Source organism: Kitasatospora sp. NPDC058063, assembly GCF_042885395.1.
Lineage (GTDB): Bacteria > Actinomycetota > Actinomycetes > Streptomycetales > Streptomycetaceae > Kitasatospora > Kitasatospora lactacystinica.
Genome location: NZ_JBHVSD010000004.1, coordinates 278,618 through 297,553 on the forward strand (window position 1 = coordinate 278,618; position 18,936 = coordinate 297,553).

Genomic DNA, 18,936 nt, shown 5'->3' on the forward strand with positions numbered 1-18,936 from the left:
CGGCGCTCCTAATCCAGTTGGGACAGCGCGTCGGTGACCAGCTTGGTGGCGAAGTCCTCGCCGTTGCCGGAGATCCGGTTGATGTACTCCGCGAGCAGGACGGCCGTCGCCTCCAGGGGGTTCATCTCCTCCTTGGTCCACGGTCCGTACTGGGCGCGCCACAGATTGGGGCTCAGCCCGGTGCCGGCGGCGATGAGCAGGCCGGCCATGGTGGGGATCACCTCCGGACTGAAGGTCCTCGGCATCATGCGCATGGTGGCCACCAGGCTGGGGATCGCGTGTTCGAGCACGTCCTCCTCGTGCTTCTCGAAGGCCGAGCGCAGCCAGTTCATGTACATGTAGACGAGCGTGCAGGCGCCTTCCACCAGCGCCTCGGCCTCGTCGGGGCCGAAGGACGCGGTGAGCCGGTCGACCATCAGCCGGTGCTCGGGGCCCGTCCCGGACTTGCCTTCGTAGACGGACCTGAGCCGGGAGTCGATCACCATGAGCGCCGCGCTCACATCGCCGACGGGAGCGTGTTGGGGGTCGCAGGACGACACGGGACTCCTTCTGGAACGGCCCCGGCCGGGACGGCCGGTCGGTTCGTAGGGTAGGCGACCGATCGGACGGGATCCGCCGGATCCGGCCGGGGGCGCCCTCGGGTGACGGTGCCGCGAGTGCCGCTCCTGGCGGACCGGGGCGGCACGGCGGCGGTGGGACGGGCCCTGGCCCCCGCCCCCGTCACCCGACAGCGGCATCTCACCCGTCAAGGTGACACTCCGGAAGCCGAGTTGACGGCGGCGGGTGGCGGGCGGCCGGCGACGGTCCGCGCCGGCCCCGGGCCGGCGGGCGACACGCCCGGCGTCACACGGCCGTCACGTTCCCGCTGGATACTCGGAAGGCCCACCGCCCGCGCCCCGTACGACGGAGGACCACCGCAGATGACCGCCGGCCCCGACCGCCCCGCCTTCCTCCTGGTCCACGGCGCCTGGCACGGCGCCTGGTGCTGGGACGCGGTGCGCACCGCCCTCGCCGCCGACGGGTGGCGCACCCACACCGTGGACCTGCCCAGCTCCGCCGCCCACCCCGACGGCGCCCACCCCGACGGCGCCCGCCCCGACGGCTCCCACCCCGACGCCGCCCGCCCGGCGGGCCTGCTGGAGGACGCCGACGCGATCCGCGACCGCCTGCGGCGGATCGACGGCCCGGTGGTGACGGTCGCCCACTCCTACGGCGGCGCCCCCACCACCGAGGCCATCGCGGGCGCCACCAACGTGGTGCGGGCGGTCTACCTCACCGCCTTCCAACTGGACGTCGGCGAAAGCGTGTTCTCCTTCCTCGGGGCTCCTGTTCCGGCGGACGACACGGGCCGCACCCCGCCGAACGCCGACGCCCGCCGCCTGCACTACACCGGCGTGCCCGCCGCCGAGGCCGACCGCGCCCTGGCCCGGATGACCCCGCAGAGCGTCCGGTCCTTCACCCAGCCGGTGACCACGGCGGGCTGGCGCACCGTGCCGTCCAGCTACATCGTGTGCGAGCACGACCGGGCCCTCGAACCGTCACGGCAGCGCGAGCTCGCCGCCCGCGCCGACACCGTCCACCGGCTGCCCAGCGGCCACGCCCCGTTCCTGTCCATGCCCGGGGAGCTCGCCGCCCTGCTGGGCCGGATCGCCGGATCCGCCGCTCCGCAGGATGCCGACGTCCCGAGCGACGAGGGGCGTTGACGGCGGGCGGGGCGGCCCGACCGGCTCCGGACCGCCCCGTCCGCCCCGTCCGCCCCGTCCGCCCCGCCCCACGGTCTTCGGCTCGGGTCAGCCGGCTTCCGTACGCGGCTCCAGCCGGGTGCCGCTGCGGAGGGTGATCGACATCAGGTCGCTGGGGGCGTCGAGCTCCAAGCGGTGCCAGCGCCCCCGGGGCACGATCGCGGCGGTACCCGCCGCCAGCCGCACCACGGACTCGGCGTCGCCGGGCTCGACGGGGCGGAGGTGGAGTCGCACGGCGCCGGCCAGGCAGCAGACCGCCTCCTCCGCCTCGGGGTGCATCTCCCAGTGGTCGGCGTGGACGTCGGCGTCGCTCTCCACGTGGAAGGTAGCGATCTGCCAGACCCCGGCGTCGCCGGCGGCCATCCGGCGCCCGGCCGCCCGGACGTCGCCGTCGGGGTGGATGTGCAGGGCCGAGGCGAACAGGTCCACGGCCGCGAGCGGAGTGGTCGTCATGAGCGGGTTCCTTCCAGTCGGTTCTCAGCGGGGGTGAGCGGGGCGGGGTGCCCCGGGGCGTGTCCGGCCGCCGGCGGCCGCCGCCGGGGCAGCACAGCGATCGCCACCAGCGCGGCGAGGGCGAAGAGCCCGGCGGCGGCGGCCAGGCCGGTGGCGTAGCCGGAGTTGAGGGCCGACGGGTCGGTGGCGCCGCCGGAGCGGTGGGCGGCGACGGTGGCCAGGGCGGCCAGGCCGACGCAGCCGCCGAGCTGGCGGGAGCTGTTGAGCAGGCCGGAGGCCGTCCCGGCCTCGCGGGCGGCCACCCCGGTGGTCCCGGCGGCGGCGACCGGGGCCAGGACCAGCCCGGTGCCGATGCTGGTGACCAGGGACGGGCCGAGGACGTCGGTAAGGAAGCCGCCGTCCGGGCTGATCAGCGCGAACCAGGCCAGGCCCGCGGTGGCCAGCACCGCCCCGGGCACCAGAGCGGCCCGGGGAGTGCGGCGCGCGACGACGCGGGTGGCGAGCACGGTGCCCGCTACCAGTCCGGCCGAGAAGGGCAGGAAGGCGAGGCCGGTGGCGGCGGCGCCCAGGCCCAGCACCTGCTGGAGGTAGAGCGAGACGAAGTAGAAGGCCGTGAACTGCCCGGCGGCGGCCAGGAACACCAGGACGTTGGCACCGGCCACCCAGCGGCTGCGCAGCAGGCCCGGGCGGAGCAGCGGTGCGGAGGTCCTGGCCTCGGTGACGGCGAAGGCGGTCAGCAGCGCGAGCGCGGCGGCGAGCGTCCCCAGGGTGGCCGGGGAGCCCCACCCCCGGACGTCGGTGCGGACGACACCGAACACCAGCAGCCCGACCCCGGCGGTCGCGAGGACGGCGCCGAGCACGTCCAACCGCTCCCGCCGTACGGGCGGTGCCTGGGCCGTTCCGGCCTCCTCGGCGGGACCGCCGGCCGGCAGCAGCGCGAGCGCCGTCGCCACGATCGGCAGGTTGACCAGCATGACCCAGCGCCAGCTCGCGTACTCGGTCAGCAGTCCGCCCGCCAGCACGCCCAGTGCCCCGCCCGCGGCGTTGGCCGCGCTCCACACGCCGAGCGCGCGCACCCGCCGGGGGCCTTCGGCGAACGTGGTGGTGAGCATCGCGAGCGCCGCCGGGGCCGCCGCCGCGGCGCCCGCGCCCTGTCCGGCGCGGGCGGCGACCAGTTGCCAGGGCGACTGGGCCAGTCCGCCCGCCAGCGAGCAGAGGCCGAACACGGCCAGGCCCAGCAGGAGCAGCCGCCGCCGGCCGTACAGGTCGCAGGCGCGGCCGCCCAGCAGCAGGAGCCCGCCGAAGGTGAGCGCGTAGACGTGCACGACCCAGGAGAGGTCCAGCGGTGCGAATCCCAGGTCGGCCCGGATCGCGGGCAGGGCGACGTTGACCACCGACATGTCCAGGGCGAAGACGAACTGGGCGACCGTCACCGCTGCGAGCACCCGGCCGGGGCACCCTCGTAAGTTTTTGTACATGTATAGAAAGTAGTCCCGGGCGATCCCCGCTGTCGAGCCCCGGGTGATGATGGGGGCATGCAGCAGCCCTCCGCCCAGCCGCCCTCCGCCCCGCAACCCACCGGATCGCAGCCGACCGGACCGCAGCCCGCCGGAGTGCCCGCCGCCCCGCGGCCCGGCACGCGGCGCAAGGCCACCGGCCGGCCGCCCCGGATCTCCCGGGAGGAGCTCGTCACCACGGCGCGCCGGATCGTGGACGAGGAGGGCGTCGAGCGGCTGACCATGCGCCGCCTGGCCACCGAGATCGGCAGCACGCCGATGGCGCTCTACCACCACGTCCGCGACAAGGAGGAGCTGCTCGTCCTGCTGCTGGACGACTACGCCGCGCGGACACTGCGACCGGTCGAACCGCCGGCCGACCCGCGCGAACGGGTCGTCACCGCGGCGGCCGCCATCCACCAGGCGCTCGCCGCCTGCCCGTGGATCGTCGAGGTCCTGACCGGGGACAGCCTGATGTCCGCCCACTCCCTGTGGTTCGTCGAGCAGATCGTCGACGGCCTGGTCACCTGCGGCCTCTCACCGGAACGGGCCGTCCAGGGCTACCGCGCGATCTGGTACTACACCGCCGGCGAGATCATGGTCCGCGCCACGGCCGCCCGCCGACGGCCCGCCGACGACCGCCCCACCCACCGCCAGCAGGTCTTCGCCGGCCTCGACCCGGAGCGACTCCCCCGCCTGGCCGGACTCGCGGACCGCTGGGCACCGCTCACCGCCCAGGACACCTACCGGGACGGCCTCGACGCCCTGGTGGACGGCCTGCTCGCGGCCCGCTGAGCGGCTGCGCGACCTTCCGCGCCCCGGCCCGCGGGGCGCCACGCAAAGGGCGCCGGCCGGCGGGAATCCCCCACCGACCGGCGCCCACCCTGCGGACGGAACCCCGACCCCGCCCATGTCCGGGGCCGTCGATCCCGTCAACTGCCGAAGAAGCCGAGCGCCCCCGCCGCGCAGACCCCGCCGGCCCCCATGAACACCGGGGTCAGCACCTTGATCTCCACCCAGCTGCCGGCCCGGAACCGCATGCCCTTCGGCGGCCCGATCGGGTACCAGCGCCGCCGCCCGAGCGGGATCGGCCACAGCACCGGGCAGCCCGAGACGGTCAGCGCGTCGCCCAGGCAGTGCACCAGCGCGCCGAGCGCGATCGGCAGCCCGATCCACAGGTACTGCTGCCCAGGCTCCTCGAACAGCCACTGCGAGCCGTTGCCGGGCTTGTCGAGGACCTCCGCGAGCATCCACGCGCTGGCCGCCCCCAGCAGCCACACCAGGACGTCGCTGGAGACCCGGGCCTGCCGCCACAGCAGACCCTCGATCGCCAGCACCATGTGCACGAACAGCACCACCAGCACACCCCAGCGGCCGCCGAACACGGCCACCGCCGCGGCGCCCGCCCCGCACAGCACCGCCCAGAGCCAGGTGTGCGTCAGCGTCCGGTGCCCGCCCGAGCGCCTCGGGTCGCCCTTGCCCCGGGTGGCCTTGTACACCGCGTACGAGAGGTTGTCGATCACCTCGCACAGCGCCCGGGACACCGGCCCGAACGCCCGGGATATCGTCGCCGCCTTGTGGTCCAGGTCCGGCGCCAGCGCCGCCCCCGCGCAGATCAGCGCCCCCGCGAGCAGGACCGGCCAGGGCATCGGCTCCCCCATCCCGGCCGCCACCGCGCCCACCCCCAGCCATGCGGCCGCACCCGACAGCGAATGCGCCGGTCCCATCATGTCCGTACACCACCGATCCTCATCAGCTCGGTCCCCACCGCGAGGACCTGACGTCACGGCAGCCTATCCGTCCAAGATCACCGACCCCGCCCCTCGCCCCCGGCCCGCTCCTCCCCTTCCTTCCCCCCTCCTTCCCCCCGATCCGGCCGGGCGGGCCCCACCCGCTCCGCCCCGCCGGACCGTTCGACGCCCCGCAGATCAGGCCAGGGCCTTCTCCAGCGCGGCGAGGTAGCTGCGCATCAAGTGGTCGCGGATGCCCTCCCCGTCCGGCGAGAACGCCGCCGCACCCAGGCCCTTGGCCCGGTCGGTCAGCCCGGAGACCAGCCCGACCTTCTCCGTGACGCGGCCCGAGGAGTCGATGTGGCGCAGCGCCTCGACATGGGTGAAGGCGGGCTCCGGCGGCAGCTCCGGGACGATGTCGTTGCCGTGCACGAAACGGTAGGTGCGCCCCCGCAGGCCCTTGTCGTACGCGGCGGCGAGCAGCCGGTCGCAGGTCCGGGGCTGGCCGAAGGTGTAGACGCCGTCGGCCGCCAGGCTCGGGTCCTCCAGGTCGAGCCGGGCGGCGACGAGCATGGCGAGGGCGCCGCCGAGGCTGTGCCCGGTGAACCAGACCGTCTGATTGTCGGTCCGCAGATCGGAGACGGCCTTGGCGACGTCCGGGTAGATCGATTCGAGGGCCTCGGCGAAGCCGTAATGGACGTAGCCCGTCCGGGCGGGGCCGGGCCAGGGCGGGGTGGTGGCGTCGGTGAGCCAGTCACGGATCTGCGCGGGTTCGGTACCGCGGAACGCGGTAACGATCATGCCGTCGCCGGCCATGGTGTAGGCCTGGGTGTCCTGGAGCGGGAACGGCGGGGTGAAGCGCGTCTGGTGGTGACGCACGGCGTCGAAGCCCCAGGCGTGGGCCTGCTTCTCGATCGCGGCCTCGTCCTTGTAGGCGAGATCGGCGGCCTTCGCCAGCCAGTAGGCGTGCGGGAGACTGTAGCCGGTGGCCTGCTGGTCGAAGTCGGTGGGTACGGCCATGGGGGGCACTCCTGTCGGATCGTCGGACGGAACAGCGGATCGGCCCCCAGGCCCCGACCGGCATCCGCCGCCGGATACGCACCGCAGTGTCCTGGTGACCGGGAGTGACGCCACCTCGCGCACAGTTCGTGGGCGACCGGGCCACACCCTCGCCCCGGGCACGCCCGTGCCACCCCGCCAAGCACCGGCGCGGGGAGCCCGCGCCCCTGCGCCCGAATCACCCGCCGATCCGGCAGCCACCAAAGCGGGCTGCGGCCGCCCACCGCAGTCGCCGTCAGTCCGCTTCCACCGACCGCGCGATCCGCTCTCGCGCCGCGACCGCCCGCGCGTCCTCGTACCCGTCCAGCAGCGCGAGCGCCTGCGTCCGGTGGCGCCGCGCCGCTTCCCCGTCGTCGGCGAGCACGGTCGCCGCCAGAGCGTCGAGGGCCAGTGCCTCGTGCCAGGGATCACCGAGTTCGTGGTGGGTGGCAGCGGCCCGGCGGAGGAAGGCGGCGGCCTCGGTGTGACGGTCGAGGTGACGGTAGGTCTCGCCCGTGCCCTGCCAGGCGAGGGCTTCGCGGCTGCGGTCACCGAGGCGGCGGTGGAGGACAGCGGCGCGTTGGTAGGAGTCGAGGGCGTCGGCGGTTTGGCCGTCGGCCCGTTGGGCGTCGCCGAGGGTGAGGAGCCAGAAGCCTTCCAGCCGGTGGTCACGGAGGTTCAGGGCGATGTCCAGTGCCGCGTGCGCCGAGGCGAGTGCACCGGCCGGGTCGCCGTCCTCGCGTTGGATGTCGCTCAGCAGGCGCAGGGCGTTTCCCTCGCCGCGCTGGTTCTTCAGCGCGCGGTGGGCGGCCAGTGCCTGGCCGACGGCGGCCGCGGCCTCGGGGAGGCGTCCGGCGCGACAGTGAGTGCTGGCGAGGTTGGAGAGTCCGGTGGCCTCCCAGTGGGCCTCGCCCAACTGCCGGAAGGCGGCGAGTGCCTGCTCGAAGTGCCGGGCGGCGTCGTCCAGTTGCCGGCTGTGCAGGTGGACCAGTCCCAGCAGGTTGAGCGAGTGCGCCTCGTTGAGCCGGTCGCCGAGTTCACGCCAGAGAGCCAGGGCTCTGCGGTGGCACTCCAGGCTGTCGCCAAGAAAGTTGACCCGGGTGTACGCCATGCCGAGGTCGGTGAGCAGCAGGGCGCGGGCCGTGTCGTCGGAGAGGCGTTCGGCGGCTGCCAGCCCGAGCCGGCCCGCCACCGGCCAGTCCGCGCCAGGGGCCGAGGGGGCCTGGGCGTTCCAGAGGACCGCGGCCAGCTGCCAGGTCCGCCGGTCCTCGCCTGCCGCGGACGCGGTGTGGACGGCCTGGAGGAGGTTGGCGCGTTCGCGTTCGGCCCAGTCCACGGCGGCGTTGTAGTCGGCGAAGACCGTCGGCCGGACTCCGTCGGCCGCCGGGTCGAGCGGCAGCCGGGCTTCGGCCGGCCGCAGCCACTGCTGGGCGGCGTCGGCGGTGTGCAGGTACCAGTCGAGCACCCGCCGCAGTGCGGCCCGGCGCTGTGCGGGGGCTTCCTCCTGCTGGGCCTGGTCGGTGGCGTAGGCGCGCAGGAGGTCGTGGAACTGGTAACGGTCGGGTGCGCCCTGTTCGACGAGGTGGGCGCCGACGAGGGAGTCGAGGAGCTGTCGGGTGCGGTTGGGGGTGAGGTGGGCGAGGGCGGCCGCGGCGTGGAGCCCGAAGTCGGGGCCGGGATGGAGCCCGAGGAGCCGGAACAGGCGGGCGACCTGGTCGGGCAGGGCGCGGTAGGACCAGGCGAAGACCGTACGGACGGCGTCGACGTCCTCTTCGTCGCCCACGCTGAGGGCGTCCCAGAGCGCGGATTCGTCGCGGAGGTCGTCGATCAGGTCGTCCAGACCCATGTGGGGCAGGCTGGCCGCGCGTTCGGCCGCGATCCGCAGGGCCAGCGGCAGTTGGGCGCAGAGGCGGGCCAGTTCGGCGAGCTTCGCGGGGTCGTCCTCGGGCCGGTGCCCGGCGGTGACGGCACGCAGCAGCGCGACGGCCTCCGCCTCGGGCAGGGTCCCCAGGGTGAGCCGACGGGCACCGTCGCGTACGGCGAGGCCGGACAGACGGCTGCGGCTGGTGACCAGGACGAGGCTTCCAGCGCTGCCGGGCAGAAGCGGCCGGACCTGGTGCGCGCTGGCCGCGTTGTCGAGGACGACCAGGAGACGGCGCTCGGCGAGGAGCGAGCGGTAGAGGGCGGCGGCCGCGTCGGGGTCGGGCGGAACGGACTGGGCGGCGACGCCGAGGGAGGTCAGGAAACGGTGGAGCGCCTCCCGGGCGGTGACGGGCCGGCCCGGATCGTAGCCGCGGAGGTTGACGTACAACTGGCCGTCGGGGAACCGATGCCGGGCCTGGTGGGCCCAGTGCAGGGCAAGTGCGGTCTTCCCGGCACCGGCGGTTCCGGCGATGACGACGACCGCGGCGGACGCGGCGGCCGTGGTGCCGGCGGAAGCGGCGGCATCGGGCGGGTTCCGGGCCTCGCCGGCCAGGGCCGCGTCCAGCTGGTGAAGCTCGTCCGTACGGTTCACGAAACCGCGTACGTCCGCAGGCAGTTGGCGGGGAGTCGGGGCGGCACTCGACCGGTCGGGCCGGCCGTGGAAGTGGATGCCTCCGCTGACGTCCCTGGCCTGGACGACGTCCTGGGCCGAGGACCCGGACACGGTGGAACGCGTGCTTCCCGGGCCGTCGATGCTCCCGCCGTGCTGGTCTGCCACTGCGCTCCGCTCCTATGCGGGTGGGAGGAGGTGTGCCACCTCGCGATCGAAGTACACCAGAACGTCCTCGCCCGCCCGATGGAGATCCGTGATGTAGCTCTCCCACCGGCGGACGAGATCGGGGTCGGTGTATCTGATCGCCCCGACGGGAATTCCTGTTTCCGAATACCGGACCTGATAGAGCGTACGGCCACCGAGAATGACGATTTCCGGCAGCTGCCCGGATTCCTCGGAAGCGGCCAGCGTCGTGGCGTCGACGATATGGATTCGCTCGCCGCATTCGGCCCTGATCCGCAACGAGTGCAGCTCCCACCGCAGGTACGGCGTCAGCGGCAGCTCGACCACCCGCACCCGATGAAAGTAGGACCGGCGCTCCTCGTCCTCCCGGCCGATCTCGCGCAGCGCCTCGCGTCGGCCTTCCAGGAGGTGCAGCGCCTCGTCCCAGTCGCCTCCACGGGCGGCCTCCCAACTCGGGCTGCCCTGCTCCTCGAAGTGCTGGCGCCGCTCCAGCTTCCAGGAGTCCCGGCCTCGCACCAGCGCATCCCGCTCGCGGAAGTCGCGCTTGTAGTCGTCCCGGGCGAGAACCTCTCCCCACTCGGCCCTCAGCTCGGGAGCCCGCCGATCAGGCATCCGCGATGTCCGCTTTTGCCGTGCTGAGCATGACGCCCGGAATGACGACGAGCCGCTCACCCGGCCCAAGGGCAACGTCCTCGGGAAGTCGGTCACGGTAGTTGTCGGTGAGGTCCCGGCCGATCACCGCGATGTCACCGTTCGAGAGCTGCCAGATGTCCGGGCATTCATCCCGGTCCTCGGACGTCCCGAGCTCCTTCGCCGACTTTCCCAGACGCTTCGCCAGAAAAGCGGAAGGATCGGCTTCCCATCCACGAGCCATGCCGCCCCCTATCGATATTGCTTTCGGCGCAGAACCGCGGGTTTGGTCATCCTACACCTGACGGTGGGCCAGGGGAATATTAGTACATTCGCCATGTACTTCTAAATGATCACTATCGCAGCACATCAGCACCATTTGCGGCGGTATTCATCCCCGGGGAGGGAGAAGTGGTCCGCCGCGCATATGCCACTGGCGCATGGACTGCTGCAAATGCTCCTTGAGGAGTCAACGGTTCGTTGCAGCACTGAAGTTCACACACCAACACGCCCAGCCGTGCAAAAGATGCCAACCCACCCCATCAGGCCAGGTCGCGGGAGGACCCCTCCCACACCCACGGGGGCCGACCGGCTCCCGGGGTGACGTCGGTCTCGGGGATGCCGCGTTCCCCGCACCCGCGAGGACCAGCCGGTCGTTGTCCGTGGCCTCAGGGTGTGCGTGTTCCGTTGAGGTAGGCGAGGACGGCGAGGACGCGGCGGTTGTCGTCGTCGGAGGCGCCGAGGTCGAGCTTCGCGAAGATGTTGGAGGTGTGCTTGCTGACCGCGCCCTCGCTGAAGTGCAGCCGTTGGGCGATGGCGGCGTTGGAGCGGCCCTCGGCCATCATCGCGAGGACGTCGCGTTCGCGCGGGGTGAGGAGGGCGAGGGGCTGGTCGTAGGCGTTGCGGGCGAGGAGGCGGGAGATGACCTGGGGGTCCATGACGGTGCCGCCGGCGGCGACGGTGCGGACGGCGTCGACGAACTGGTCGGCCTTGGAGACCCGGTCCTTGAGGAGGTAGCCGACGCCGCCGGTGCCGTCGGCGATCAGTTCCCGGGCGTAGAGCTGTTCGACGTGCTGGGAGAGGACGAGGACCGGCAGGCCGGGCCGTTCGCGGCGGGCGGCGAGCGCGACCTGGAGGCCCTCGTCGGTGTAGGTGGGGGGCAGGCGGACGTCGACCACCGCGATGTCGGGCCGGTGGTCGGCGATCGCGGCGGCCAGTTCGGGTCCGCTCTCCACCGCGGCGACGATCTCGTGCCCGTGGGCACCGAGCAGCAGGGAGAGGCCGTCCCTCAGCAGGACGAGGTCCTCGGCGAGGACAACACGCACGGTAGCTCCATGATCAGCCTGGTCGGACCCCCCGGGGGGCTGGTCAGCGTGAGCGTACCGTCGAACGGGGCGAGCCTGCGCCGGATGCCCTTCAGGCCGCTGCCGCCGTCCGGGTCTGCGCCTCCCCGGCCGTCGTCGGTGACCTCGGCGCGGAGCAGTCCGGCGGCGTGGGTGAGGTGCACGGCGGCGTGCCGGGCGTCGCCGTGCTTGACGGCGTTGGTGAGCGCCTCGCTGACCGCGAAGTACACCGCCGACTCCACCGGCGCCTCGGCCCGTCCGGGCAGTTCGGTCCGCACCTCGACCTTGAGCGGGACGTCGAGGGCCAGCGCCCGCACGCCTTCGGCGAGGCCGCGTTCGGCGAGGACCGGCGGGTGGATGCCGCGCACCAGGTCGCGCAGTTCCTGGAGGGCCTGGGTGACGCTCTCCTGGGCATCGGTCACCACCCGCTTGGCCTGCTCCGGATCACGGTCGATCAGTGCCGCCGCCGCGCCCAGACGCAGGCTCACCGCGACCAGCCGGGCCTGCGCGCCGTCGTGCAGATCCCGTTCGATCCGGCGCAGTTCGGCGGCCTGGGCCTCGGTGGCGTCCAGCCGGATCTCGGTGAGCTGCTCGACCCGCCGGGCGAGCCGGGAGCGTTCGGTGGGCCCGAGCAGGGTGCCGGTCCACCGGCCGTGCAGGCGCAGCGCGGGGCGTGCGAGGGCGAGCCCGGCGACGATCGGTACGGGCCCGAGGAGGCCGAGGAGCAGTGCGGGCAGGCCGCCGAACGGCAGGTCGTACGGCAGCGGTGCCTGGACGATCCCGTACAGGCCGGTGCCGACCAGCAGCACGGGTACGGCCGCGACGGCGCCGCCGACCAGCGGGTCGGCGATCAGCCACAGGGCGTCGCGCCAGGTCGCCGGGTCGTTCCAGAGCCAGCGGACGCTCAGGGCCATGCTCGCGAACCAGCGGTTCCTGTGGTAGTCGTGGCCGGTCCAGTACCAGCCGTGGAGCGTGCGTTCCAGGGCCGGGCGCGGCCGGTACGGCGGCGGCACGGGCACCTCCGACCAGTGGCCGGCCGCCCACCGGGCCGCCTCGGCAGCGGAGCGGACCATCCGGGTGGCGGCCGGGAAGAGTGGGAAGATCCCGAGGCAGCCCCAGAGCAGGAAGGACAGCAGGAAGACCGTCATCAGCGCCACCCCGACGGGTATCAGCAGCGTCAGGACGGCGAGCCGCCCGAGTGCCCTGGCGGCGGCGCGCAGCTCGCGGGCCGCGGCGCCCGGCTCGCGGACGGCGTCGGCCCATGCGCGGACGGCGTCGGCCCGTTCGCGGGCGTCGCCGCCGGGCGGGCGTACATCGCCGCCGGACCCACGGGCGTCGGCCCGTTCGCGGGCGGCTGTGGTCTGCGGGCTGCTCACGAGTCCTCCGGTCGGGTTCGGTGGTGCGGGTCGTTCATGATCGCAGTCGTCCGCCCGGGCAGCCGCGCCCGCGCCCGGCCCCGCACTCGGCCCCGCATCCGCCCCGGTGCCGAACGCTGCTGACCACTGGTCAGCCGGTGGAACGACCCGCGCGGCACGGGCAGCTCGACCCCGTCCACGGCCACCACCGAGCCGAACCGCTTGCGCAGCCCCGACAACCGCAGTGCCGGGGCCCGCTGCCCCGCACCCGCCGCTTCCCGCACCTCGTCCTCCCCGCGTCGTCACGGCCGCCCGCAGCTCAGGGCGGCACGCGATCAACGCTAGGGACGGCGGGACGACGGCAGAATCCACCTGCACCCCCGCCGGGGGTGGGGCTGGACCCACCCCGCCCCGATGCCTCCGCCGCGTCCGCGGCGCGCCCCGGACGCGCGGAGGGTGGCACAGTGACGGGTTTCCCACCACACACTCCTTCCCCCCGGGCCACAATGGTGAGCCCCAGCACCACCAGGAGGACGTCGTGAGCGACCGGATCCCGCGCGACCGGCAGGGCCAGTGGCGCAGGCAGCGAGGCCTCGGCTCCCGCGGTCCCACCAGGGTGCCCACCCACCCACCGATGCCATTGCCATTGCCATTGCCAATGCCGTTGCCGTTGCCGGACGGGATCGCGGCGCCGGAGGAATCCGAGCGGCGGCCGTCGGGCAAGGGAACCGGCAGGCCCGGCGAGCCACTCCCGGACGGCCCGACCCCGACCCCGCCCGCCGACCCGCCGCAGTAGCCCGGGCCGCGCACCAGGTGTTACGCGGCCTCGAACTTGACCATCGCGTCGCCGGCCGCCGCGGCCGCGGCGAAGAAGTCCCTCAGCCTGCGGAGGTCGGCGGTCAGAGCACCGGCCCACGCCTCGGACCACGGGGTGGCGAACCCGAGGGACACGACCTCGGCCGCCACCGCGGTGTCCACAGTCCTCACCAACCCGTCGACGCCCACCGCGTCCAGGAAGCCCGATGCCGTCCGGACCTCATCCGGCCGGAGCACCCACACCTTGATCTCGGTGAACTCGTCGCCACAGTCGGGATCCCCCTCGACGACCACCCGTTCCTCACCTCCGAACACCGGCAGTCGGGCTGTCGCCGAGTCCGGGCCCGAGCCACCGGCCGCCTTCGTCAGCGCGACGTCCATCAGGTACCCGTTGCGCTCCACGCCCAGCACCGCACCGGCCTCGTCCAGCGGCCCGAAGTCGTCGTCGAACCAGCCGGGCACCAGGGCATGGAGCTCCCTCGGCGACAGTTCGTCCAGAACCGCTCCGTCCACCCGCCGCCAGAAGAAGTCCACGCTCATGCCCCGCCCCTTTTCCTGTTCTCTGCGCCAGGTTAGGCGGGCCCTCCGACAGCCGCCGTCGTGGACGACCGGGCGCCGCCCGGGCGCCCGGGCCTACGGGCGCCGGCCACGGAAGCCGTGGCTCAGGCCCACGGCGGCCTGCCCCTCCCGTCCGCCCACAGGGCGAGCGCCCGCTGGTCGACGGCGCGGATGCCGACCTGGGTGCAGAACGCGGCGGCGGCCTTGGTGAACGAGCTGGTGGTCACCACGGCGGCCAGGTCGCAGTGGTGGACGTCGCGGTAGGTGCCGTTGACCTTCTGGACGTCATCGGAGCCGACGGACGTCCGCGGCCCGTACCGCTTGGCCTGGATGAGGATCCGCTGCCCGGCGGGGGTGGTGGCCAGGACGTCCGCCGCGAGGTCGCCGGCCCCGCCGACCACCTTCACCTTCGTGCAGCCGTCCCGGCGGCACAGGTCCGCCAGCGCGTGCTCGAAGGCCTTCGGGGTCATCGCCAGGAACGGCCCGATGTGCCGCAGTTGGGCGGTCCGCGCATCCAACTCCCGCTGCCGGGTCCGCACTCGCGAGCGCAGCACGGCGACACCCGCGCCCGCGCCGGCCACCAGCAGCACGGCGACCAGCACGAGGTGCTGGGCAAGCCAGCGGACCACCAGCGAGGCCAGAACGACCGCGACCAGCGCGACCGCCCCCAGCAGCGGCGCGTTCCGCTTCATCCACCGCACCCGGCGGGCGGTCATCGACCGACGTCGCCGAACAGGACTACGGGCCACGGCACTCCCCCTCACGCCACGGTATTCGGACGAGCGTAGAAGCAGCCGTGCCGGTGCGCCCGCGATCCGGGCGAACTCCGGCGGCCGGACAGCCGAGTTGACCGAATCCCGGCAACCGACGGCCGAACCCCCGCCGTCCCGACCTCCCACGCGTGCAGGCAAGGGCCCTCTCCGACCTGCGGCGCGGTACTGCCTTTGCCATTTCTTGACTATGCTGCGATGCCGGGTCGGGCGGTGCCACGAGGCGTGCCCATCATGCCCGTCGTGCCCGTCATACCCATCGTGCCCGTCGTGCCACGCGTCCGGTGGCGAGGGGCAGCCGCGGACCTCCGCTTCGGCCCGCCGCGCTGGATGTCGCCGCGTCAACCCCCTGGAAGGCTCAACACCATGACCCGTCTCTCCTGGCTGTCGCGGGCTGCGGCGACCGTGCTGGTCGTCCTGGAGTCGGTGGCGGTGGTGCTGTACTTCGGCATCGCGGTGCCGCTGCTCTACAACGGCATCGCGTTCGAGGACGAGATGGCGCCGCGGTCGAAGGTGGTACCGCACCTTCTGGCGCTCGGGGGGTACACGATGGCCGGGATCAACGGGTTGGCGGTGCGCGAGCTCTGGCGTCTGCGGCCCGGTGACGGCAGGGTCCTCGTCGTGGCGATGGCCGGGGTGCAGGTGCTGCTGCTGGGGTATGCGGCGCTGTCGGGCAACTATCTGTTCGCGATCTTCGCGGCGCCGGTGCTGCTGTTGCTGGGGGTGCTGGCCGCCTCCGAGTACCGGAGCGGCGCCCGCCGGGCCGCCGCGCGGTGACGGGGGCTGGCCCAAAACTTCCGCAGGGCCGGTGGCACCGTCCGGACTGTCACGCGCAGCGAGCCGCGGCCGGCTCAGCCCGGGCCGCTCGGCCCCCGTCCGCGTGCTTCGGCGTACTCCTTGAACCGTCTCAGGTCCCCCTTCACCCGGTGGTCGACGGCGGCCCTGGCTTCGCCGGTCTTCTCCCCCGGCCGCTCGGGCCGGAGGTCGACGGCGAGGGTGACCCGGGTGTGGCCCGGGTCGAGCCGCCGGAAGGTCACCTTCTCCTTCCGGTCCGCCTCGCCGTCCACGACCCGCCAGGCGATCAGTTCCTCGGGCTCCTGGTCGACGATCTCGGTGTCGTATTCGCGGGTGACGCCGTCGATGCTGGTGCGCCAGTGGATGTGGCGGTCGTCGAGCCGGGTCACCGAGTCGACGCCCTCCATGAAGCGCGGGAACTCCTCGAACTGCGTCCACTGGTTGTAGGCGGTGTGCAGGGGCACGGCCACGTCCACGGATTCCTTCACCGTGCTCATGAGGACCTCCTCGTAGGCTGCGGCCGGGGCCTTCCCGCCCGTCTGTGCACCTGCCCGTCCGGCACCGGCGCAACCATCCCGCATCCCGCCACCGTCCCGGCGGTCCGACCCGACCCCGACCTTGACCCCGACCCCGCCCCGGACCGGACCCGCCCGGACCAACCGGTCCGGACCAACCGACCCGGCCCGGGCCAAGCCGCCGGAGGGTCCGGCCCGACCGGGTCGGCTCAGGGCGCGGAGCGCGGCCCGTCGCCCTCGGCCAGGTGCCGGGTCACGGTGTCGAGGTCCGTGCCCAGCCGCTGCGCGGCGCCGACGAGCAGGCTCAGCGCGGTGTGCGGGGTCACGTCGAACCGTTCGGCGGTGATGCCGATGGCGAGGCCGGTGGCGTGCCTGCGGTCCAGCAGGTCGGCGACCGCCCGGGACAGCGCGAAGCGGTCGAGGGCGGCCGATGCCTGGAGGGCGAGCACCTCCACCAGGCCGAGGGCCGGGGTGCCGGGCTCGACCGGGGTGCGCAGGTAGGCGCTGAACACGGTGCAGCCGTGCGGGTGGGTGCGCAGGTGGGCGCCGGCCACGGCCCGTACGCCGCAGCGCCGGGCCCGGTCGGCGAACCGGTCCGACCGGCCGGGGTCCAGCCGGACCACGACCTGTCCTTCGCCCTGGCGGCGGAGCCGGGGCAGCGGGCCGGCTTCCGAGCCGCCCTGCGCGCGTTCGAGGGCGAGCAGGTAGGAGGGGGTCGCCGCGAAGGTCTCGACCGAGCCGTCGTCGTGCCAGGTGCTGACGGCGGCGCCCACGCAGTCCGGGACCGTGACCCGGGTCAGCTGCACCACGTCGTGCAGGCTCTGGAGGGGCCCGGACCGGACCCGTTCGTGGGCCGCGAGTTCGCCGAGTTCGGCCAGGAGCGCCGCGCGGGCCCGGTCGTTCGCCGGCGCCCCGGCCGCCGCCGTGGCGACGTCGGCCGGGCCTTGGCGTGCCAGCAGCAGGCGGGCCCTGGCGACCGCGCGGACCGCGTCGGCCTCCCCGGTGTAGATGCCGATCGTGTAGCAGACGTCGCGCAGCCGCTGCCCGGCTTCCGGCGAGCTCGACGGGGACAGGGCCTCGTACTCCGCGACCAGCCGGCCGAGCGCAGCGACATCCACCATGGGCATGAGCACCTCCGTGTGTTTACGGAAAGTATGCGCCGATCACGCAGCGAAACCGCGTCGTCGGTCGCCTCACCCCGGTGGTCGGCCCGCCGACGGCCGCCGACACCCGCCGCAGGACGTCGGGGCCGTCAGTGGCCGTCGGGGGCCGTCGAGGGCGTCCGGCCGTCGGCGCAGGCACGGAGCACCGCGAAGGCGGTCGCCAGTGTCAGGGCCCAGGAGCCCGCTAGGCCCCAGAGGAAGGGGGTCTTCGACGCCCCCAGTCCGGCGGCCAGGAGTCCCAGCGACAGCAGGGCGAGCCCGAGGACGGTCCGCGGCCGCAGGCCTCGCACCAGGTCCCAGGCCCGGCCGCGCAGGCCGAGCCGGACGGCGCGCAGCCACGGTTCCGGGGCGCGGTCGCGGCGCGGCGGCCTTCCGGTTCCGCGCGGTCGCGCCCGCTCGTGTCCGCCCATGGTGTCCGCCTCCTCGCCGCGCCGTCCCCCGTGGTCCCGCACCGGGTACCCCGGATGCGCAATCGCTAACGCCCGGCCCCGGCCACAGCCCGACCGCCCGGCGGCCCGACCCCCCGACCCCCCGCCGAGCCCACCGGCCGTCTCAGCCGGCACCCTCGGCCGCTCCGCCGGTCCCGTCGGCCCAGCCAGGGGCGTCGCGGTCCTCCAGTTCCTCGCGCAGCCGGGCCAGGGTGGCGCTGAGCAGTCGGGAGACGTGCATCTGGGAGACGCCGATCCGCTCCGCGATCCGGGACTGGGTCCAGCCGTTCCAGAAGCGGAGTTCGAGGACGGTCTGCTCGCGGACGGGCAGCCGGGCCAGCAGGGGGCGCACCGCGATGCGGAAATCGGCGAGTTCGATGCCGGGGTCGCAGCCGCCGAGGTGGTCGAGCAGGGCGCTGCCGCTCTCGTCGGTGTCCTGGTCGCGCAGGGCGTCCAGGGAGTTGGGGCGGTAGACGCGGCCCGCCATCAGTCCCTCGGTGGCCTGTTCGACGGTGAGGTCCAGGTCCTCTGCGATCTCCTCGGGGCGGGGCAGTCGGCCGAGTTCCTGTTCGAGGCGGTCCGAGCCGCGGGCGACGCAGAGGTAGAGCTCCTGCATGCCGCGCGGGACCCGTACCGGCCAGGAGGTGTCGCGGAAGAACCGTTTGATCTCGCCGGTGATGGTGGGGATCGCGTAGGTGAGGAATTCGACGCCGCGCTGCGGGTCGTAGCCGTCGACGGCCTTGATCAGGCCGATCGTGCCGACCTGGAGGATGTCGTCCATGTCCTCGGCGCGGTGGCGGAAGCGGGCCGCGATGAAGCGCACCAGTGGCATGTTGAGCTCGATGATCGTGCCGCGCACGTAGCTGTAGGCGTGGGTCTCGCGGGCCAGCCCGGCCAGCCGTCCGAACAGCGCGTCGCTCAGTTCGCGGGCCTCGGACTTGCCCATCCGGCGCAGTTCGGCCGCCGTCGGTCTTCGCGGCAGGTCGGGGGGCAGGCCCTCGGGCGGGGCCTCCCGGTCGGTCGTTTCCAGGTGGATGGACACGTGATCACTCCTGGGCATCGGGGTGGACGCCCGGCGACGCGTGCGGATCCGCACCTCGTGCGTCGCGGACTTCTTCCCCCAGGACCCGTGCCCGGTTTTTTCGAGCGCGGTCCCGGCGGCACCGTCCACGGTGCCGAGCAGCCGGAACGGTCACGGCCGCTGCATGAGTGTTCCTACCCCGGGGAGGCGTTTCCGAACGCACGTTCCAGGTGTTCTCCTGCTTCCGGGTGTTCTCCTGCCCGTCTTCCGGGCGGTCGCGCAACGGCACGGCCCGCGCGGGCGGGCGGGCGGCGCGCCTCCCGACCGGCGTCCGCGCGGTTGGTCGGGCGCGCCTCCCGACCGG

Annotated in this window: 20 protein-coding genes; 3 read left to right on the forward strand and 17 right to left on the reverse strand. The window is 73.9% G+C overall.

Translation table 11 applies throughout. From position 1 onward, the window contains the following. Nucleotides 1–8: 8 nt before the first annotated feature. A complete protein-coding gene (locus ACFVUY_RS09165) occupies nt 9–485 on the reverse strand; it encodes a hypothetical protein (RefSeq protein WP_387728754.1) in 477 nt (158 codons plus the stop codon). Nucleotides 486–920: 435 nt separating this feature from the next. Here ACFVUY_RS09165 and ACFVUY_RS09170 point away from each other — a divergent pair, with 435 nt between their 5' ends. Then, nucleotides 921–1,703 carry an alpha/beta fold hydrolase gene (locus ACFVUY_RS09170; protein WP_387728487.1) on the forward strand — a complete coding sequence of 261 codons (783 nt, stop codon included), beginning with the start codon at nt 921–923 and terminating at the stop codon, nt 1,701–1,703. Nucleotides 1,704–1,790: 87 nt separating this feature from the next. Here the strand turns inward: ACFVUY_RS09170 and ACFVUY_RS09175 are convergent, their stop codons facing one another. Together ACFVUY_RS09175 and ACFVUY_RS09180 are read right to left on the reverse strand one after the other, a co-directional pair. Continuing rightward, nucleotides 1,791–2,195, reverse strand: a complete 405-nt coding sequence (locus tag ACFVUY_RS09175) for a cupin (protein ID WP_359898292.1) — start codon at nt 2,193–2,195, stop codon at nt 1,791–1,793. Next, nucleotides 2,192–3,673: an MFS transporter gene (locus ACFVUY_RS09180; protein WP_387728489.1), complete on the reverse strand. Its 1,482-nt coding sequence runs from the start codon at nt 3,671–3,673 to the stop codon at nt 2,192–2,194. The genes ACFVUY_RS09175 and ACFVUY_RS09180 overlap by 4 nt, the downstream gene beginning before the upstream one ends. 192 nt (nt 3,674–3,865) lie before the next feature. Between ACFVUY_RS09180 and ACFVUY_RS09185 the strand changes: the two genes are divergently transcribed. Further along, nucleotides 3,866–4,486, forward strand: a complete 621-nt coding sequence (locus ACFVUY_RS09185) for a TetR/AcrR family transcriptional regulator (protein ID WP_387728756.1) — start codon at nt 3,866–3,868, stop codon at nt 4,484–4,486. A gap of 137 nt (nt 4,487–4,623) precedes the next feature. On the opposite strand, the gene ACFVUY_RS09190 is transcribed toward ACFVUY_RS09185, so the two are convergent. From ACFVUY_RS09190 to ACFVUY_RS09235, 10 genes are all read right to left on the reverse strand, one after another. Next, complete coding sequence (locus ACFVUY_RS09190; protein WP_387686511.1) at nt 4,624–5,421, reverse strand: metal-dependent hydrolase; 798 nt, start codon at nt 5,419–5,421, stop codon at nt 4,624–4,626. Nucleotides 5,422–5,619: 198 nt separating this feature from the next. Beyond that, nucleotides 5,620–6,441 carry a lipase family protein gene (locus ACFVUY_RS09195; RefSeq protein ID WP_387728491.1) on the reverse strand — a complete coding sequence of 274 codons (822 nt, stop codon included), beginning with the start codon at nt 6,439–6,441 and terminating at the stop codon, nt 5,620–5,622. A gap of 274 nt (nt 6,442–6,715) precedes the next feature. Then, a complete protein-coding gene (locus tag ACFVUY_RS09200; RefSeq protein WP_387728493.1) occupies nt 6,716–9,160 on the reverse strand; it encodes an ATP-binding protein in 2,445 nt (814 codons plus the stop codon). Nucleotides 9,161–9,172: 12 nt separating this feature from the next. Next, nucleotides 9,173–9,790: a DUF6879 family protein gene (locus ACFVUY_RS09205; protein WP_387728495.1), complete on the reverse strand. Its 618-nt coding sequence runs from the start codon at nt 9,788–9,790 to the stop codon at nt 9,173–9,175. Further along, entirely contained in the window at nt 9,783–10,052 is a 270-nt protein-coding gene (locus ACFVUY_RS09210) for a hypothetical protein (RefSeq protein ID WP_359898299.1), read from the reverse strand. Before ACFVUY_RS09210 ends, ACFVUY_RS09205 begins: the two co-directional genes overlap by 8 nt. Nucleotides 10,053–10,476: 424 nt before the next feature. After that, nucleotides 10,477–11,133: a LuxR C-terminal-related transcriptional regulator gene (locus ACFVUY_RS09215; RefSeq protein WP_387728497.1), complete on the reverse strand. Its 657-nt coding sequence runs from the start codon at nt 11,131–11,133 to the stop codon at nt 10,477–10,479. Beyond that, the gene (locus tag ACFVUY_RS09220) at nt 11,097–12,527 is read right to left on the reverse strand and encodes a sensor histidine kinase (RefSeq protein WP_387728499.1); all 1,431 of its coding nucleotides are present in this window, start codon (nt 12,525–12,527) and stop codon (nt 11,097–11,099) included. Before ACFVUY_RS09220 ends, ACFVUY_RS09215 begins: the two co-directional genes overlap by 37 nt. Next, nucleotides 12,524–12,790, reverse strand: coding sequence for a hypothetical protein (locus ACFVUY_RS09225; protein ID WP_387728501.1), 267 nt, complete (start codon nt 12,788–12,790; stop codon nt 12,524–12,526). The genes ACFVUY_RS09220 and ACFVUY_RS09225 overlap by 4 nt, the downstream gene beginning before the upstream one ends. 532 nt (nt 12,791–13,322) lie before the next feature. After that, on the reverse strand, nt 13,323–13,862 hold the full coding sequence (locus ACFVUY_RS09230) for a hypothetical protein (protein ID WP_387686519.1): 540 nt from the start codon (nt 13,860–13,862) through the stop codon (nt 13,323–13,325). A 122-nt stretch (nt 13,863–13,984) separates the two neighbouring features. Further along, nucleotides 13,985–14,572, reverse strand: a complete 588-nt coding sequence (locus ACFVUY_RS09235) for a restriction endonuclease (protein ID WP_387728503.1) — start codon at nt 14,570–14,572, stop codon at nt 13,985–13,987. A gap of 444 nt (nt 14,573–15,016) precedes the next feature. Between ACFVUY_RS09235 and ACFVUY_RS09240 the strand changes: the two genes are divergently transcribed. Continuing rightward, on the forward strand, nt 15,017–15,427 hold the full coding sequence (locus tag ACFVUY_RS09240) for a hypothetical protein (protein ID WP_387728505.1): 411 nt from the start codon (nt 15,017–15,019) through the stop codon (nt 15,425–15,427). A 74-nt stretch (nt 15,428–15,501) separates the two neighbouring features. On the opposite strand, the gene ACFVUY_RS09245 is transcribed toward ACFVUY_RS09240, so the two are convergent. The 4 genes from ACFVUY_RS09245 to ACFVUY_RS09260 form a co-directional block, all read right to left on the reverse strand. Continuing rightward, nucleotides 15,502–15,942: an SRPBCC family protein gene (locus ACFVUY_RS09245; protein WP_387686525.1), complete on the reverse strand. Its 441-nt coding sequence runs from the start codon at nt 15,940–15,942 to the stop codon at nt 15,502–15,504. Nucleotides 15,943–16,169: 227 nt separating this feature from the next. Then, entirely contained in the window at nt 16,170–17,081 is a 912-nt protein-coding gene (locus ACFVUY_RS09250) for a DUF5133 domain-containing protein (RefSeq protein WP_359898307.1), read from the reverse strand. A gap of 131 nt (nt 17,082–17,212) precedes the next feature. Continuing rightward, complete coding sequence (locus ACFVUY_RS09255) at nt 17,213–17,533, reverse strand: hypothetical protein (RefSeq protein WP_387728507.1); 321 nt, start codon at nt 17,531–17,533, stop codon at nt 17,213–17,215. Between the two features lie 142 nt (nt 17,534–17,675). Beyond that, nucleotides 17,676–18,611, reverse strand: coding sequence for a SigB/SigF/SigG family RNA polymerase sigma factor (locus ACFVUY_RS09260; protein WP_387728509.1), 936 nt, complete (start codon nt 18,609–18,611; stop codon nt 17,676–17,678). Nucleotides 18,612–18,936: the final 325 nt, after the last annotated feature.

Bases quoted from the DNA above. Each gene is read 5' to 3' on its own strand.
- ACFVUY_RS09175 (WP_359898292.1), bottom strand. From the start codon at position 2,195: ATGACGACCACTCCGCTCGCGGCCGTGGACCTGTTCGCCTCGGCCCTG.
- ACFVUY_RS09190 (WP_387686511.1), bottom strand. From the start codon at position 5,421: ATGATGGGACCGGCGCATTCGCTGTCGGGTGCGGCCGCATGGCTGGGG.
- ACFVUY_RS09210 (WP_359898299.1), bottom strand. From the start codon at position 10,052: ATGGCTCGTGGATGGGAAGCCGATCCTTCCGCTTTTCTGGCGAAGCGT.
- ACFVUY_RS09195 (WP_387728491.1), bottom strand. From the start codon at position 6,441: ATGGCCGTACCCACCGACTTCGACCAGCAGGCCACCGGCTACAGTCTC.
- ACFVUY_RS09245 (WP_387686525.1), bottom strand. From the start codon at position 15,942: ATGAGCACGGTGAAGGAATCCGTGGACGTGGCCGTGCCCCTGCACACC.
- ACFVUY_RS09170 (WP_387728487.1), top strand. From the start codon at position 921: ATGACCGCCGGCCCCGACCGCCCCGCCTTCCTCCTGGTCCACGGCGCC.
- ACFVUY_RS09165 (WP_387728754.1), bottom strand. From the start codon at position 485: ATGGTGATCGACTCCCGGCTCAGGTCCGTCTACGAAGGCAAGTCCGGG.
- ACFVUY_RS09240 (WP_387728505.1), top strand. From the start codon at position 15,017: ATGACCCGTCTCTCCTGGCTGTCGCGGGCTGCGGCGACCGTGCTGGTC.
- ACFVUY_RS09205 (WP_387728495.1), bottom strand. From the start codon at position 9,790: ATGCCTGATCGGCGGGCTCCCGAGCTGAGGGCCGAGTGGGGAGAGGTT.
- ACFVUY_RS09230 (WP_387686519.1), bottom strand. From the start codon at position 13,862: ATGAGCGTGGACTTCTTCTGGCGGCGGGTGGACGGAGCGGTTCTGGAC.
- ACFVUY_RS09235 (WP_387728503.1), bottom strand. From the start codon at position 14,572: ATGAAGCGGAACGCGCCGCTGCTGGGGGCGGTCGCGCTGGTCGCGGTC.
- ACFVUY_RS09180 (WP_387728489.1), bottom strand. From the start codon at position 3,673: ATGTACAAAAACTTACGAGGGTGCCCCGGCCGGGTGCTCGCAGCGGTG.
- ACFVUY_RS09250 (WP_359898307.1), bottom strand. From the start codon at position 17,081: ATGGTGGATGTCGCTGCGCTCGGCCGGCTGGTCGCGGAGTACGAGGCC.
- ACFVUY_RS09260 (WP_387728509.1), bottom strand. From the start codon at position 18,611: ATGCCCAGGAGTGATCACGTGTCCATCCACCTGGAAACGACCGACCGG.
- ACFVUY_RS09255 (WP_387728507.1), bottom strand. From the start codon at position 17,533: ATGGGCGGACACGAGCGGGCGCGACCGCGCGGAACCGGAAGGCCGCCG.